This window comes from Sphingomonas sanxanigenens DSM 19645 = NX02 (assembly GCF_000512205.2).
GTDB lineage: Bacteria > Pseudomonadota > Alphaproteobacteria > Sphingomonadales > Sphingomonadaceae > Sphingomonas_D > Sphingomonas_D sanxanigenens.
This window is the reverse complement of the sequence record NZ_CP006644.1, coordinates 2,011,625-2,025,659: the sequence shown is the minus strand read 5'-3', so window position 1 is coordinate 2,025,659 and position 14,035 is coordinate 2,011,625. Positions and strand designations below refer to the sequence as shown.

At 66.4% G+C, this 14,035-nt stretch carries 14 protein-coding genes; 13 read left to right on the top strand and 1 reads right to left on the bottom strand.

Annotated features, from left to right (window positions below; translation table 11 throughout):
* Positions 1 to 2: 2 nt before the first annotated feature.
* The 10 genes from NX02_RS09285 to NX02_RS09240 all read left to right on the top strand — a co-directional run bounded on the left by NX02_RS09285 (position 3) and on the right by NX02_RS09240 (position 10,091).
* Positions 3 to 665 carry a TraV family lipoprotein gene (locus NX02_RS09285; protein ID WP_025291922.1) on the top strand — a complete coding sequence of 221 codons (663 nt, stop codon included), beginning with the start codon at positions 3 to 5 and terminating at the stop codon, positions 663 to 665.
* Complete coding sequence (locus tag NX02_RS09280) at positions 662 to 3,160, top strand: TraC family protein (protein ID WP_025291921.1); 2,499 nt, start codon at positions 662 to 664, stop codon at positions 3,158 to 3,160. The genes NX02_RS09285 and NX02_RS09280 overlap by 4 nt, the downstream gene beginning before the upstream one ends.
* Before the next feature lie 5 nt (positions 3,161 to 3,165).
* On the top strand, positions 3,166 to 3,492 hold the full coding sequence (locus tag NX02_RS09275) for a hypothetical protein (RefSeq protein ID WP_025291920.1): 327 nt from the start codon (positions 3,166 to 3,168) through the stop codon (positions 3,490 to 3,492).
* Positions 3,489 to 3,722: a hypothetical protein gene (locus NX02_RS09270; protein ID WP_025291919.1), complete on the top strand. Its 234-nt coding sequence runs from the start codon at positions 3,489 to 3,491 to the stop codon at positions 3,720 to 3,722. The genes NX02_RS09275 and NX02_RS09270 overlap by 4 nt, the downstream gene beginning before the upstream one ends.
* Positions 3,712 to 4,404 carry a conjugal transfer protein TraW gene (locus tag NX02_RS09265; protein WP_025291918.1) on the top strand — a complete coding sequence of 231 codons (693 nt, stop codon included), beginning with the start codon at positions 3,712 to 3,714 and terminating at the stop codon, positions 4,402 to 4,404. Before NX02_RS09270 ends, NX02_RS09265 begins: the two co-directional genes overlap by 11 nt.
* Positions 4,401 to 5,417 (top strand): TraU family protein, encoded by a 1,017-nt coding sequence (locus NX02_RS09260; protein WP_025291917.1) that lies wholly within the window; start codon positions 4,401 to 4,403, stop codon positions 5,415 to 5,417. The genes NX02_RS09265 and NX02_RS09260 overlap by 4 nt, the downstream gene beginning before the upstream one ends.
* Before the next feature lie 251 nt (positions 5,418 to 5,668).
* Entirely contained in the window at positions 5,669 to 7,540 is a 1,872-nt protein-coding gene (locus NX02_RS09255; RefSeq protein ID WP_025291916.1) for a hypothetical protein, read from the top strand.
* Positions 7,537 to 8,661 carry a conjugal transfer protein TraN gene (gene traN / locus NX02_RS09250; protein ID WP_025291915.1) on the top strand — a complete coding sequence of 375 codons (1,125 nt, stop codon included), beginning with the start codon at positions 7,537 to 7,539 and terminating at the stop codon, positions 8,659 to 8,661. The genes NX02_RS09255 and traN overlap by 4 nt, the downstream gene beginning before the upstream one ends.
* Before the next feature lie 115 nt (positions 8,662 to 8,776).
* Positions 8,777 to 9,514, top strand: a complete 738-nt coding sequence (locus tag NX02_RS09245; protein ID WP_025291914.1) for a type-F conjugative transfer system pilin assembly protein TrbC — start codon at positions 8,777 to 8,779, stop codon at positions 9,512 to 9,514.
* The gene (locus NX02_RS09240; protein WP_025291913.1) at positions 9,486 to 10,091 is read left to right on the top strand and encodes a S26 family signal peptidase; all 606 of its coding nucleotides are present in this window, start codon (positions 9,486 to 9,488) and stop codon (positions 10,089 to 10,091) included. Before NX02_RS09245 ends, NX02_RS09240 begins: the two co-directional genes overlap by 29 nt.
* 80 nt (positions 10,092 to 10,171) lie before the next feature.
* Here NX02_RS09240 and NX02_RS09235 read toward each other — a convergent pair whose 3' ends face one another.
* Positions 10,172 to 10,687, bottom strand: a complete 516-nt coding sequence (locus tag NX02_RS09235; protein ID WP_025291912.1) for a GNAT family N-acetyltransferase — start codon at positions 10,685 to 10,687, stop codon at positions 10,172 to 10,174.
* 366 nt (positions 10,688 to 11,053) lie between these two features.
* On the opposite strand from NX02_RS09235, the gene NX02_RS09225 reads away from it, so the two are divergent.
* Genes NX02_RS09225 through NX02_RS09215 form a run of 3 tightly spaced genes read left to right on the top strand, consistent with a single transcriptional unit; the run spans position 11,054 to position 14,024 of the window.
* Positions 11,054 to 11,971, top strand: a complete 918-nt coding sequence (locus NX02_RS09225; RefSeq protein WP_047099766.1) for a conjugal transfer protein TraF — start codon at positions 11,054 to 11,056, stop codon at positions 11,969 to 11,971.
* Positions 11,971 to 12,546: a hypothetical protein gene (locus NX02_RS09220; RefSeq protein ID WP_025291909.1), complete on the top strand. Its 576-nt coding sequence runs from the start codon at positions 11,971 to 11,973 to the stop codon at positions 12,544 to 12,546. The genes NX02_RS09225 and NX02_RS09220 overlap by 1 nt, the downstream gene beginning before the upstream one ends.
* Positions 12,547 to 12,599: 53 nt before the next feature.
* Positions 12,600 to 14,024 carry a conjugal transfer protein TraH gene (locus tag NX02_RS09215; RefSeq protein WP_025291908.1) on the top strand — a complete coding sequence of 475 codons (1,425 nt, stop codon included), beginning with the start codon at positions 12,600 to 12,602 and terminating at the stop codon, positions 14,022 to 14,024.
* Positions 14,025 to 14,035 lie beyond the last annotated feature (11 nt).

Here is a 14,035-nt window from a genome sequence, read left to right as displayed (position 1 = left end):
CCATGCCCTTGGCTTCCCATCAGTCTCTCCATCGCTCGCTGCTCTCGCTCAGCCTGCTCGTCGTCTTGAGCGGCTGCGCCACGGTCGGCTCGATGATGTCGCCCTATTCGGAGAAGTTCGACTGCAAGAACAGCGATCACGGCCAGTGCATCCATCCTGATCGCGCTTATGCCGATGCCGTCGCCGGCGTCGCGTCAAAGTCCGATCCCAAGGTCACCAACGACCGGGCGATGTTGCGCGGCCAGGATGCGGGCCACGCGGGCATGCGGTCACGAATCGAGGCTGCCGGCACCGCCTATGGCAGCTACCGCGACAGCGTCTACCAGGAACTCAAGGGGCTGATCGAGGCGCCGGTCACACCGATGCTGAAGCCCGCGCGCACGGTGCGCACGCTGATCCTGCCCTATGCTGATCGCCAGCGGCCCGACCGCCTCTATATGCCGCGCTATGTCTATTCGGTGATCGACAAGCCGGTCTGGGTCGTTGGCGGCGCGCTCGTCGCCGCGCCCGATCGCGCGTCCCAGGCCCCGATCCTCGGCCAGGTCCGCGAGACGACCGCGCCGGACGGCGAGCCCGCGCCGGCTCAGGAGTCCGTCATCGCTCCTTCTGCTCCGGCGCCGGTCTCCCAGACGATCGCCCCGCCCGCACCGGAGCCAAAGCCATGAGCGCGCTCAGCTATGCCCGGCTGCGCAGCGCCGTCCGGCGCGACAGCTTTTCCGATCACCTCCCGCTCGTCGCCTGGGACGAGGATACGCAAGCCTTCCTGTGCATCGACGACACCTGGGGTCATGCCTGGGAACTGGTGCCGACCGCCTATATGTTCGCCCATGTCCAGGGCGCGCTCCAAGGCCTGCTCAACATTCATTTCCCCGATGGGACGGTCCTCCAGCTTCACACCTTCGCGGACCCGCTGATCGACGGCGCGCTCGACGCCTTCCTCGATCTCAAGACCCGCGACGATCCGCTGATCCAGGCATCGGCACGCCATACTCACGCCTATCTGAGCGAGGGACGTCATGGCCTCAAAGCCCTGCACGGCATCCCGGTCCGTAACTTCCGGACACTGCTCTCGATCAAGACAAGGCGGCCGCTGGGCGAGGATCTGCGCCGGCAGGTCGAAGAGCAATTGTCCAAGCTCGGCATCCGCCGCCTTCCGCCCGAGGAGATGGTCGCCTTCTACCGGCGCGTGTTCAACGGCGTGGCGAACCCTGCGCCCGGCGTGTTCGCCGACGGCACCACCGTCGGCGCGCCGCCGATCGCCAAGCAGATCATCGATGCGGGCCCCGATCTCGTGTTCGAGGGCGCGGAGGTGTTCCTCGGCAACCAGGTCGCGCGCTGCCTGACGCCCAAGGCTCCGGCGCGGCGGATCACCGCCGAACGCGCCAACCGCTTCATGGGCGGGATGCGCGGCGCGTCGGAGGACAGCGACCAGATCGGCGGGCCGTTCCTCTACACGCTCAACATCCTGTTCGATCATTCGCAGTTCGAGATCCACAAGCGCGCGCAGATCCTCTCGGCGCAGAAGGCGGCGGGAAGCTTTGCCGTCGAGGTCGGCAAGCAGATCGAGGAGATCGGCTGGATCCTCGACGAGGCGGGCAACAGCAAGTTCGTCCGCGTGATCCCGACGATATGGGTGTTCGGGCGCGACCGTGCCCATGCCCGCGACCTTGCCGCGCGCGCCAAGCGGCTGTGGGAGGGCGAGCCCCTGCCCTTCTCGATGCAGGAGGAGAGCTACCTCAATCCCACGCTGCTGGTGATGAGCCTCCCCTTCGGCCTCTATCCCGACCGCACCACCCTGCGCCTGCTCGAGCGCGACTTCCGCATGCCGGTGAAAGCCGCGGTGCTGATGGCGCCGATCCAGACCGATTTCCGCGGCGGCGGACGCCCCGCCCTGCTCTACACCGGGCGCAAGGGCCAGCTCGTCACGCTCGACGTGTTCGATCCCCGGATCAACAATTATAATTTCATCGTCTCGGCCGAGAGCGGCGCGGGCAAGAGCTTCCTGCTCAACAATCTGTGCCAGCAATATTATGCGCAAGGCGCGCTGATCCGCATCATCGATATCGGCGGCAGCTATCGCAAGCTCTGCACGCTTTGCTCGGGCCGTTACATCGATATCGGCGAGGAGCATCTGGTCCTCAATCCCTTCGACATGGGGTTGGCGCTCGACGGCGACGACAAGCAGTCGGCCATCACCATGGCGGTGGCGATCGTCGCCGAGATGGCGAATGCGTCGACCCGCAAAGGCGTCACCACCTCGGAATGGAACCTCCTCAAGTCCGCGGTCCAGTGGACAATCGACACGGGGCGTGCCGATCATGGCATCGATGCGGTCCGCGAATGGCTCGGCACCTATCCCTCGCAGGTCGAGACCGCGCTCGACAGTGTCGACCATCTCGTCCCCGTCGCGCGCGAGCTCGCCTTCAACCTGCGCGATTTCGGATCGGGCGGCGCCTATGGCCATTATTTCAACGGCCCCTCGACGCTCGATATCCGCCATGACGAATTCGTCGTGGTCGAACTAGAGCGGCTGAAGTCGATGCCCGACCTGTTCAACGTCATCGTCATGGTGGTGGTGAACGCGGTCACGCAGGAGCTCTATCTCTCCGCGCGCGACAAGCCCCGCTTCGTGCTCTGCGACGAAGCCGCGCAGTTCATGACCCGCACCGATGGGCAGGACCTCTCGCGCCTCGCCGAAGCCTTCGGCCAGGGCTATCGCCGCGCCCGCAAATATCGCGGCTCGTTCGGCATCGTGCTGCAGTCGATGAACGACCTCATGTTGTTCGGCGGCACGGGCCAGGTCATCCTTGAAAATGCCGCGACCCGCTTCCTGCTGCAGGGCTCGACCTATGACCGGGCCGTCGACAACAAGATCCTCGATTATTCTGGGTTCGTCCTCGATCTGCTGAAGTCGGTTCGCAACTCCAAGCCCAACTATAGCGAGGTCTTCATCGACTCGCCGCTGGGCCTCGGCATCGCGCGGCTGGTCGTCGATCCCTTCTCCTACTGGATCAACACCTCCGCGCCCGATGAGGTGGCGGCTTTCGAGGCGCTCATGCGCCAGGGCCTCTCGCCGCTCGAAGCGATCTGCCGGCTGGCCGGCGTCGAGCCCTCGCAGATCCTGGGCGCGCCGGCCGCGTCCGGCCCGGCGGGAGCCTGATCGCCATGTCCTGCTACACCCCGCACCCCGATCAGCTTCCGCTCAACTGCTCCGACAATGAGGCCATCGAGTTGATCGTCGAACAGCGCCTCGCCGAGCGCTTCGAGGCGGAATCCTTCCAGTGGCGCTTCCGGCTGGTGATGATCGAGACGGTGATGATGGGCCTGCTGGTGCTCGTCGCCGGGCTTCTGCTCAAGCAGCCGACCATGATGGTGCTGCGCGCCTCGCTGCTGATTGCTGCCTCCTGCCTTGCGACCGGCCTGCTTCTGCTCTGCCTGTCGGCGGGCACCGCGAAGCTGATGCGCCGCCTGCGCGCGAGGCGCGGCAAATGAACGGCCTCACCTCTTCCACGCCCTCGCAGGCGGCGATCCGGCTGACGGTCAGCGGCTTCCTGCTGATGCAGATCCAGAGCGTGATGCTGCTGATGTCGCCCTCGCTCGACCATGCTTGCGGCACGCTGATCTGGATCCTGACGCCGCTCGCTGTCTCGGCCTTCGTCGCCGCCCTGATCGGCATCCCCGAGCCGCCGGAACATCATTGGAGGCAGCGTCATGCGCGATAGACTGCTCGGCCGGTACCGCCGCGGCCCGATCCTTGCTGCCCTCGTCATCGGTAACATGCTGGCAGCCGCGAGCGCGGTGGCTCTGGCCGGCCCGGCGCCCGGCCCGATCAGCTCTCGCAGCACGATCGGGCGTGTCTGGCCGATCGCGGAACCCGATGCGCTCGCCGAGATCGAAGCCAAGGTCGCGACGCTGCCCAGCGACATGAGCAAGGCCTTCGGCCCACGCAACACATGGACCGCGCTCAAGGCCGCGCCGCTCGGGGTGGCGGGCGCCGACCGGACCCACAGCGTCGTGCCCTTCTACACGCTCGATTTCGATATCACGCTGCCCGATGGGAAGACGCTCTATCCCAAGGGCTTCACCTTCAATCCGCTGACCTATGTGAAGCTGCCGCAGCGCCTCGTCGTCGTGCATCCCCGCGACCTTGGCTGGGCGCTGCGTAATGCCCGGGCCAGCGATTTCATCCTGCTCTCGGCGCTGGGCAGCCAGAATGGCGACGCGATCGATCTCTCCGAAAAGACCGGGCGGCCGATCTACATCCTGGAGGAGCGGGTCAAGCAACGGCTCGGCCTCACCGTCGCGCCGGTCATCGTCGAGCAGTCGGGCACGCGCCTCATGCTCACCGAATATGGCCCGAAGAGCCGCGCGGCAGCCACCGCAGCGAAAGGAGCGATGCGATGATCGGGCGCCTCCCTTTCTTCGTCACCGGCCTCTTCATCGGGCTTGCGATGACGCTCGCCTGGCCGGGCCAGGCCCAGGCCTCCAAATGCGAGGCGGGCACCGTCTTCAATCCCATCACCAAGGTGCGCTGGACCTGCATCTTCCCGATCACGGTCGGGGGTATTCGGGTCGGCAGCTTCGACAAGCTCGACAAGGCGCTCGATGCGCAATCCGCCTCCAAACCCTTATGCGCCTGCCGCAAGGGCATCCAGTTCTGGTTCGGGGTGAAGGTCTCCTACTGGTCGCCCAACCGGATGGTCGATGTCGTCACCGAACCGGGCTGCATGATGGCGCTGGGCGCCGATCTCATGCCCACCGGCGGCAAGCTCCAGGGCAGCCAGTCAAGCATCGCGGACGGCACGAACACCCGTAAGATGTTCGCGCAGATGCACTATTACATCTCGCCGGTCTGGGCGATGCTCGACATGTTCACCGACCTGCCCTGCCTCGAAAATGACGGCTTCGACGTCGCCATGATGACCGAGGTGCTGCCGACCTGGCAGTCGGGGACGCTCGGCGCGATCATCCAGCCCGAGGGCATCTTGTTCGGCAATCCCGCTGCCGGCCTTGCCTGCATGGGCGACAGCGCGGCCGCGGCCGCCGGCAAGGTCATCGATCCGCTCTTCTGGTGCATGGGGTCGTGGGGCGCGACCTATCCGATCGCCGGCGACATCCATTTCGACGACAGCGTCGAGGCCTGGGCGGGGCTTGCCGCGCGCGGGGTCTTCATGATGGGGCGGCTTGGCGCGCTCACCATCAGCTCGGCCGACGGCTGTTCGTTCGTGCCGCAGCCCGTGTGGACCAAGAGCCGCTACAAGCTCCAGATCATGGAGCCCGTGAAGGGCGGCAAGTGCGTCAATATCGGCCGACCGGGCGCACTCTGGTCCTCCGCCAAGCACGCGCCGGGCAAGGACAACGCCCAGTTCATGCTCTTCGAAAAGGTGATCTGCTGCGCCGGGATACCGGTGCCATGACGGAGACACCTTCCCCCGTTCCCGCGCACGACAGCCCTTCATTCCGGAGGTCTGTTCGCCAAGGCCCCTACGGCCGAGGGCTGCTGCGCGGGACCGGAGCGGCGCTGCCAAGCCCCCCTGGCGGCGTCGCTCCACCCCCGGCCAGCGCGGCCGCAATGCCCCCTCGATGGAACCGGCGCATCCTCTCCGCCTGCTCCCTCGTCTCGGTCGCGCTGGCCCTTTCCTTCGCCCCGCCCGCCTCGGCCCAGACGATGGAGGAACGTGCCCGCGCGGCGGCCGACGCGTCGCGCGCCAAGACCAGCGACAGCGACGCCCTCCAGCGCAATTATGTGACGCCGGGACTTTCCGGCCAATCGATCTCGACCGTCGACAACAGCCGCACCTTCGCGCCCAATATCGCCTGCAGCAAGACCGCGACGATGCTCGAGGTCCTGGCCCAGCCTTCGGGCACCGGCGATCTGGGCACCGTCACGATCGCGCGCGACACCGATCTCGACGGGACCGTCGACAGCACGTCCAACCTGCCAATGCCGGTCTCGGGCATCTGCGCCAACGGGGTGGTCTCCTGCCAGCCCGGAAGCTGGAACAATTGCAGCTTCTTCCGCTGGGATGTCGATGCCGCCAAGGCACTCAAGCTGAGCGCCGTCGACATGCCCAAGCTCGCCGGCTGCTACTGCATCAACAATAGCTGCGGCACCAATCTCGCCTGGGGCAATATGGCCTCGGTGCTGCGCGACCTGGGCGGCGGGATGATCGGCGCGCTCACGACCGCCGACCCGCGCTACGGCGTGGCGGAGGCGGTCATCGATGGACCCGCCATCCGCTATGTGGGCGCGCAATCGACCGCCTGCTCATCCAATCCCGAGCTGCCCCAGACCGCCTACCGGTCCAATCCCGCGACCATTGCCTCCGACGCTTATGCTGCCTCCACGGGCAACAGCGTGTTCCAGGCCCTCAAGGGATCGGCGATCGGAACCGGCACGTCGCTGCAATATCGGCATTGCACGATCGAGCGGCGCGTGACGGTGCTCAAGCCCGGTGCCGAGGACATCATCAGCCGGACCTCGGGCGGCTATTCGACGATTCAGACCGGATTTGGCCAGAACGGATCCTCCTTCGATTTCCTGATGGGATCGCCGGCCGACAACAGCCTGGGCGGCGGAAGCTGCACGCTCATCGACTTCCGGATGACACTGCATATCAGCGAGCCCGACCGGATCGTCGATGCGCGCCTGACCCAATTCTTCGCCGATGACTGGGCGCAGGTGCGCATCGACGGGCAGCTTGTCGGCTCCGGCCCTTCCGCCTGGACGACGCTCGGCCTGCCGCCCTCCAAATGCGAACTCAAGAAGACCTTCTATGCCTATCCCAATCTCGACCTGAAGCCCTTCCTGACGGCCGGCGATCACGAGATCTGGCTGCGCGTCGCGGTTGCCGAGGGCGGCGAGGGCTTCGCGCAGGTCCATGTCGATGTCGACAATAGCTGCAAGACGCTCGAGCAACTGGTCGACGGATGCTCCGCGATCGCGGCAGACCCGCAATGCAAGCTCGACAGCGAGCTGGTCGATGGCGTCCAGACCTGGATCAATGGCGTCGCGACGGGCCTCAAGCCCCTGCCCCAGACCCGGATCCTGGGTGGTCCGGCCTGCCCCACCGATCTCACCCGCGACTTCTTCCTGAAGGATCGCACCTATCGCTGCTCGGTCGATGACGTCGCCAAACCGGATACGAGCCGCGGCGCCTATATCATCGACCATTCGACCGAGACGATGCTGGCCGACCGGACGCGGCAGAGCGACGGCAGCTTTGCCAGCTCGACGCGCGCGTTCAGCCTTCCCGATCCCGGCTCCGTGCCGGCGTGCGAGCCGGTGTGCAAGACGCGGGCGCCCAAGGCCAACAGCGAGGCCGCGCCCGATGGCGTGGTCGGCGCGAAACAGAATGTGCCGACCGGCTACGACAGCTTCTTCCACGCCTGCACCGCCGACAATCAATGCCCGGCAGGCCCCGGCGAGGAAGTGGTGTCCGCCTGCGGATGCCTCGACGATTTTCCTGAAGCGGTCGTGATGATGCAGACGGTCCGGCTCGCCGCCGCGGACATGGTCTGCACGGGGAGCTTGCAATGATCGGCTCGACCACCACCCGGCGCAGGCGCTTCGATCCGCGCGGTGCCGCGCTCGCGCTGGTGCTCGGCCTGGGCCTTTCCCTCGCCTGCCCAGGCACCGCGAGCGCGCAGCAGATCTGCGCGGCCGATCTCAACGCCAATGGCGATGCCGCCGACGAGGGCGAGCAGGCAAGCTGCCTTGCCACCACCAGCGGCGCCTGGCTCTGCCCGATCCAGCAGGTCGACTGCGTGGCGGACGAAGCAGGGCAATATAGCTGCCCGGTTGGCCCGCAATATGCCTGCATGGTCAAGAGCTCCGGCGGGCCGCCCGCCTGCTCCCCCAATCAGTGCGCCGACCTCGCGACCAACCCCATCGTCGAGGAGCCGCCGATCGAGGATCCGGGCACTGCGCCCGATGGCGGGATCGATGCCGACGGCAATTGTCTGGGGACCATTGAAATCTTCTCGGGGCGCGGCGTGCGCTGCCGCCCCGCCGGGCTTTCGACCACCTTCTCCAATTGCTGCAAGGACAAGGGGAAGATCGTCAAGGACGGCATGGGCTCCTCGATCGGTTCGATCGGCACCAAGATCGCGGTCGCCAAGGGTGTGTTCACCGGCATGAAGGCCGCCTATGTCGCCTTCAAGGCTGGCGCCACGGCAAGCCAGGCGGCGAGTGCCGGCGCCAATGCGCTGATCATCGGCCTCGACCCGACCTCGCTCGCGGTCAGCCTTGCGATCAATTTCATGATGGAGTTCCTGTTCGCCGGCTGTGACAGCCAAGACATGGAAACCGCGATGCTGCGCTCGTCGGGCATGTGCCATGAGATCGGCAGCTACTGCACCTCGAGCTTCCTCGGGCTCTGCCTGCAGAAGGCCCTTGGGGCTTGCTGCTTCAACACGAAGCTCGGACGCATCATCCAGGAGCAGGGCCGTCCCCAGTTGAAAGCCTTCAACAGCAATCTCTGGGGCACGGCCAAGAAACCGATGTGCCGGGGGTTCACGCCGGAGGAATTCCAGGCGCTCGATTTCAGCAAGATCGACCTCTCGGAATATTATGCGGACATCGAGGCCCGCGCCCAATCCGACATCCAGATAGACATGGGGGAGCGCGTCAGTGCGTATCTCAAAGCCATCAATCCGTAACGCCGCGCTCCTCCTGGCTATTGGGGCAGCAACCGCCGCGCTTGCGCAGGATGTGCCCCGCGACGCTTCTGGCAGCGGTGCCAGGCAGTCCGCTGCGGACCAGGGGCAGGCCAGCATGGAGCGGCTCGAAAGCGCGGTCGCGCGCGGCAAGGAGGCTGCGGGACACGCACCCGATCCGAGACTGCCGCGCATCGACAACCCTGCGGACCGCCGACGCGCCTTCGAAGGCCTGCGGAACCGCACCCCCATGCCGGAGATGGAAGCGCGCGCTCGCGCCGCGCAGGCACGCGGCGAAGCGAGCCTTGCCGCCGAGCGAGAGCGACAGGCCAAGGCGCTCCGCCAGGCGCTGGGGCTCGAGCCGGCCGAGGAACAGGCGCTCGCCAAAGCCGCTCCGGCCGTTGCCGCCAAGGGCTGGGTGCCGGTGCTGTTCGTCTCCTCGTCCATGCCGATCGCGACATTGCGCGCCTACGCGGCCCAGCTCGAGAAGGTCCGCGGCGTCATGGCATTTCGTGGCGTGCCCGGCGGTCTCAGGAAGATGGGGCCGATGGCGAAGCTGACGGCGCAGATCCTTAGGCTTGATCCGGGCTGCGAAGGTCCGAACTGCGTGATGCGCGACGTCCAGTTGATCATCGATCCGATCGTGTTCCGGCAGCACGGTATCGCCCAGGTCCCCGCGCTTGGCCTGATCCCGGGCGATCCGACCCAGGCCTATTGCGAGCGCGACGACGACAGCCCCCGCGCCGCCCATGTCGTGTTCGGCGACAGCGCGCTTTCCGGAATGGTCGAAGAATATGCCCACCTCGGCGGGAAAGAGGAGGTCAGCCATGCTCAGGCTCTTCTGGTTGCTCGCTAGGTGGATCGCCGCGCTGTGGCCGCGTCTGCGCCGCCTTCCCCGCAAGGCCGCCGTCGCGCTCGGTGCGCCCGGTCCCGATCAGCCGGCGCGGCCCGATCGTCTCTGGCGCGCCATGCTGGTGGTCCTGCCGCTGGCCCTGTTCGCGGCGCTGGTGATGCCGCAAGTGACTCTCGTCATGACCCCGTCGATCGAGGCCTATGCCGTGCGCAAGAGCCCGGGACCGATCCTGCGCGGCGACTATGTGATGTTCACCCTGCATCACCCGATCGCCGGGCCCAAGCCGGTCTCCGTCACCAAACATGCCCTGTGTCTGCCCGGTGACCGGCTGACCATGTTCGAGACGCCCTCGCCGCTCATGCCGAACAGTCGCGACGGCCATTATTACTGCAACGGCCAGTTGCTCGGCGTCAGCCTGCCCCAGGCCCATAACGGTCTGAAGCTCACCCATCTGCAATGGAGCGGCATCATTCCCGCCGGGATGGCCTATGTCGGCTCGACGCATCCGCGTGGGTTCGACAGCCGCTATTTCGGGCTGCTGCCGATCACCAGCCTCGTCCGCATGGAGCGCATCCTGTGAGCGCGCACGATCAGCAAAGGCTCACCCGCCAGCCCCTGGAACGGACGGCCCCACTACGCTGCACCCGATGCAGAATGTGGCTAGCCTTGCAAGGACCGAACCGCTTCGATGGGCATGAGCAGGACGCGCTCCCCGAGCGGCGAGACGATGAAGCCATGCCGCGCGTAGAAGCCGACCGCATCATCGTCGATCGCATGCACGAGGACCGCGCGAACCCCGGCGATCTCCGAGGCGGCCGCACAGCGGCGCAGTGCATCGGCCAGCAGATCGGCGCCAAGGCCGAGCCCCTGGAAGCGGGAGGTGACGGCCAGCCTCGCGATCAAGAGCAGGGGCACCTTGTTCGGCATGCCCTTGCGCAACCTTGCGGTGGGCAAGGCCGCGCGCTCCTCCATGGCGGTCGTAATCGTATAATAGCCGACGACCTCACGGGGCCGCTCGGCATCGCACACCACATAAGTGCGGGCCGAAGCGCCTTCGCTGGCAAGCGCGCGCTCAGCGAGCCAGTCGTTGAGCGAGGCGTGACGCCCATTGTCGAACGCGGCGACCTCGTGATCGGCGTTCAGGCGTTCGGGCGGCGTAACACGGCGCGTGGACATGGAAACGAGCGCGGCGTCCGGTCAACGATTCCAGAGCGGCTCGCGCTTCATCAGCTTTTCAAGGGCTGGCGACGGCGCGGGCTGCGCGTCGAGCAGGCTGAGGAATTGCTCATGGCTCTCGGCATCCAGGAAGAAGGTGCGCTGATCGAGGATCGCGGCCTCGGCTTCCCGCCGCGCGCTCGCGAGCATGAACTCGGACAGCTTCTGCCCGCGCAAGGAAGCGGCGCGGCTGAGCATCGCCTTGAGCTCGGCCGCGGCTCTGATCTGGATGACGTCGTCCTTGCGCGCCGGGGCGCTTCGATCAGTACGGGCGTGCTGTGCCATGTCGCTAAACTCCTTGGCTATGTCTGGCAATTTGCCACGACAATGTCAATACAAATTGGCAGACCGCGCCATCGGCTCCCTGTCGCCAGCTTCTCCCTCGCGGCGCTCTTCGCGCTTCCGACAGCCGCTATCGCGCAAGGGGCTCCGGCGGCGGTTCCCTCCAGGCAAGGCTATTGGTGGTACGAGGCACCGAAGCCAAAAACCGAAGACAAGGCCGAGCCGGACGCTCTGGTGAAGCCGGTCATCCCGCCCATGGCGGAACTGGCAACCTGGACCCCGCCGAAGATCCGCAAGCTCATCGAGGCGCAGCGCGACTATGCCGCGACCGTGCTGACGGTCGATGCGGTCGCCGATTTCTGGCGACTTCAGGACTTCGCGCGGCGCAAGGCGCGAGCTTTCGCCGGCGTGACGCAGATCGCGATGCTGCAATATCCCGAACTCAACTCCAAATCCGCCAATCCGATGGTCGGCGATGCCCGCTCCGAGCTCACCGCGCAGAAGGACGCGATCCGTCGCTCCTATCTGCGCGCACAGGCGAGCGAGTTCGCGCTCGTCATGTTCTCGCGCTCGACCTGCGGCTATTGCCAGGTCCAGTGGCCGATCATCCAGCGTTTCCAGGAAGAAATGGGCTGGCAAGTCACGCTCCTCGACCTCGACAAGCACCCTGACCTCAGCGCGCGGTTCGGAGTCGAGATCACCCCCACGACGATGCTCATCCGGCGCGGCAGCCAGCAGCGCATGATCATCGCGTCCGGCGTCGAGGCCTATCCCAATCTCGCCCAGATGGCCTATCAGGCGGTGCGGCTGCTGCGCGGCGATATCCGGCCCGAACAGTTCATGACGGGGCCGGGCGAGGATGCCGGCTTCTTCGACGCACTGGGCAATGGCCCGGTGTCCGCGACCGATCCCCGCGCCCTCGGCGGCGATCTCATCGACGCCTCCACAGGACCGAAGCCGTGATGCGGGCGCTCATCCTCCTTGGCATCCCGGGCCTGGTGATCGGCATGGGCTCGGCGGCGGCCCAGACCGTCAACCGAGAGGACGCGATGCGGGCCGCGATCCATCCGGTCAGCGACGCGAAGACGATGCAGGCCTGGCTTTCGCGGGTTCCGGTCACCCGGGAATTCCCCGATGATTTCACGACGACGCTCCGAGGCCATGGCGCGGCCTTCGTCATCGAAATGACGACAACGCCCGGCTGCGTGCCCTGCGGCGATCTCTGGACCAAGCTGACGGCGCTCGGCGCGCGCTATGGCTGGCAGGTCCGCACGATCGGCGCCCAGGAGGCGATGATCCGGTCGGGACGCCTCGGCCTCCCCTGGGTCGGGCATCCGGTCGCGTGGGTTCGGCCCGTCTCGGACGATATCCGCGTCGTGCCGGTGGCGATCGGCACCGACCACGCGCCCAACCTCGCGCGCAATCTCTATCTGGCCGCGAAGATGCTGACGGGCGTGAGACCCGCCGTCGGTGTCCGGGCCATGTCCAAGTTCACCGGCATCGTGGGGCTGCCGGCGACCCGAACCGGAAGGCACTGAGCGATGGCGGCCTCAGTCCTTCCTCCCTCACCCCAGATTGTCCGGAGTCCGCCATGTTCGCCTGGCCTCTTGCAGCCGCTCGCGCGCTGATCGCCTTCTTCGTCGCCACGCTCGTCTCCGTGGCGCCTGCCCATGCGCAAAGCTGGGCGGAGAGCTGGTTCGACAATGTCACCTACTCCTCGCCCGGCAGCTTCAAGGATCAGACCCGAGGCTATGTGAGCGCGGGCGGCATGTCGGGCCGGATCGACGTCCATAACGACTATCTCATGTCGGTGAGCATGCCCAAGGTCAGGGCGGGCTGCGGCGGCATCGACATGTTCCTGGGCGGCATGTCGTTCCTCGACCCCGACTATCTGGTCCAGAAGCTGGAGAGCATCCTTCAGGCGGCGCCCGCGGTCGCCTTCCAGTATCTGCTCGAGACGCTCGACGAGAAGATGGGGAACATCATCTCGAAGATGGAGGCGGCCACCAATTTCCTGAACTCGATCCAGGTCAACGACTGCCGCCTCGCCAATCGCATGGTCCAGATCGCGAAGGGCGACGACAATATGTCGGGCATCATCGAGGAGATGACCGGCTACCGCTCGGTCAAGCAGGGCTTCGCCAAGAGCTACCAGCAGAGCCGGGAGAAGATCGAGGCGAACAACAACAATCCGACCGAGGATCTGAAGGACGCGCTCGCCAACTGCCCGGCCGAGGTCACCGACATCTTCCGCACCGGCTCGCTCCTCGCCCATGCCGCTTCGCGCGTCGGCGCAGGCGACTGGGCGAGCGTGATGCGGGCCCGCGTGGGCGACGTCTACATGCGCTGGGACGATGGCGACCGCGTGCCACTGTTCACAGCCATTCCCCAATGCCCCGCGCAGGACACGGAAAGCGCCCAGGATTTCCTGACCGGGCGGGTGCAACGCCGGACGCTCAACTTCCCGCCGACCGGCGCCGACTGCGCGCAGGACGGCTCTGGACGCGGCGCGCTCGTCCTCGCCCGCGAGCGCATGCAGTCGATCGCGACCAAGATCCGCACGCGCGCTGCGCTCTCGGCCGAGGAACGGCAGTTCGTCGCCAATGTCCGCACGCTGCCGGTCTATCGCATGCTCGAATGGGGCGTGCGCCAGGGGGTGGTCGATTCCGTGATCGGTGACACCGACGAACTGGTGGCCCTCACCCTGGCCTATCAGATGCTGAACGACCTCACACGCACGATCGACTTCACGGTGACCAATGCCGAGCGGGGCGCGACCGTCGCGGGGTCGGCCGATAGCAACAACAAGAATGTCTGCCAGACCCGCATCCTGTCCAAGGGCATCGAGCAACTCCGTGACCTCCGGGACGAAGTGCTGCGCCAGCGCGCGCAAATGCGCCAGAGCTACATGGCGGCTCTCAATCAGGCCAACCTCTCCACCAACTATGCCGGTCTCCTGCGGGAGCGCGATCGCGATGCCCGCGATGCCGCCGGCGCCGCTGCCCGCAATCAATAGGATCGAACCGC

Excerpts from the sequence above, each read along its gene's own strand:
- NX02_RS09255 (WP_025291916.1), top strand. The coding sequence starts at position 5,669 with ATGGAGGAACGTGCCCGCGCGGCGGCCGACGCGTCGCGCGCCAAGACC.
- traN (WP_025291915.1), top strand. The coding sequence starts at position 7,537 with ATGATCGGCTCGACCACCACCCGGCGCAGGCGCTTCGATCCGCGCGGT.
- NX02_RS09235 (WP_025291912.1), bottom strand. The coding sequence starts at position 10,687 with ATGTCCACGCGCCGTGTTACGCCGCCCGAACGCCTGAACGCCGATCAC.
- NX02_RS09215 (WP_025291908.1), top strand. The coding sequence starts at position 12,600 with ATGTTCGCCTGGCCTCTTGCAGCCGCTCGCGCGCTGATCGCCTTCTTC.
- NX02_RS09275 (WP_025291920.1), top strand. The coding sequence starts at position 3,166 with ATGTCCTGCTACACCCCGCACCCCGATCAGCTTCCGCTCAACTGCTCC.
- NX02_RS09220 (WP_025291909.1), top strand. The coding sequence starts at position 11,971 with ATGCGGGCGCTCATCCTCCTTGGCATCCCGGGCCTGGTGATCGGCATG.
- NX02_RS09285 (WP_025291922.1), top strand. The coding sequence starts at position 3 with ATGCCCTTGGCTTCCCATCAGTCTCTCCATCGCTCGCTGCTCTCGCTC.
- NX02_RS09270 (WP_025291919.1), top strand. The coding sequence starts at position 3,489 with ATGAACGGCCTCACCTCTTCCACGCCCTCGCAGGCGGCGATCCGGCTG.
- NX02_RS09260 (WP_025291917.1), top strand. The coding sequence starts at position 4,401 with ATGATCGGGCGCCTCCCTTTCTTCGTCACCGGCCTCTTCATCGGGCTT.
- NX02_RS09225 (WP_047099766.1), top strand. The coding sequence starts at position 11,054 with ATGTCAATACAAATTGGCAGACCGCGCCATCGGCTCCCTGTCGCCAGC.
- NX02_RS09245 (WP_025291914.1), top strand. The coding sequence starts at position 8,777 with ATGGAGCGGCTCGAAAGCGCGGTCGCGCGCGGCAAGGAGGCTGCGGGA.
- NX02_RS09265 (WP_025291918.1), top strand. The coding sequence starts at position 3,712 with ATGCGCGATAGACTGCTCGGCCGGTACCGCCGCGGCCCGATCCTTGCT.
- NX02_RS09280 (WP_025291921.1), top strand. The coding sequence starts at position 662 with ATGAGCGCGCTCAGCTATGCCCGGCTGCGCAGCGCCGTCCGGCGCGAC.
- NX02_RS09240 (WP_025291913.1), top strand. The coding sequence starts at position 9,486 with ATGCTCAGGCTCTTCTGGTTGCTCGCTAGGTGGATCGCCGCGCTGTGG.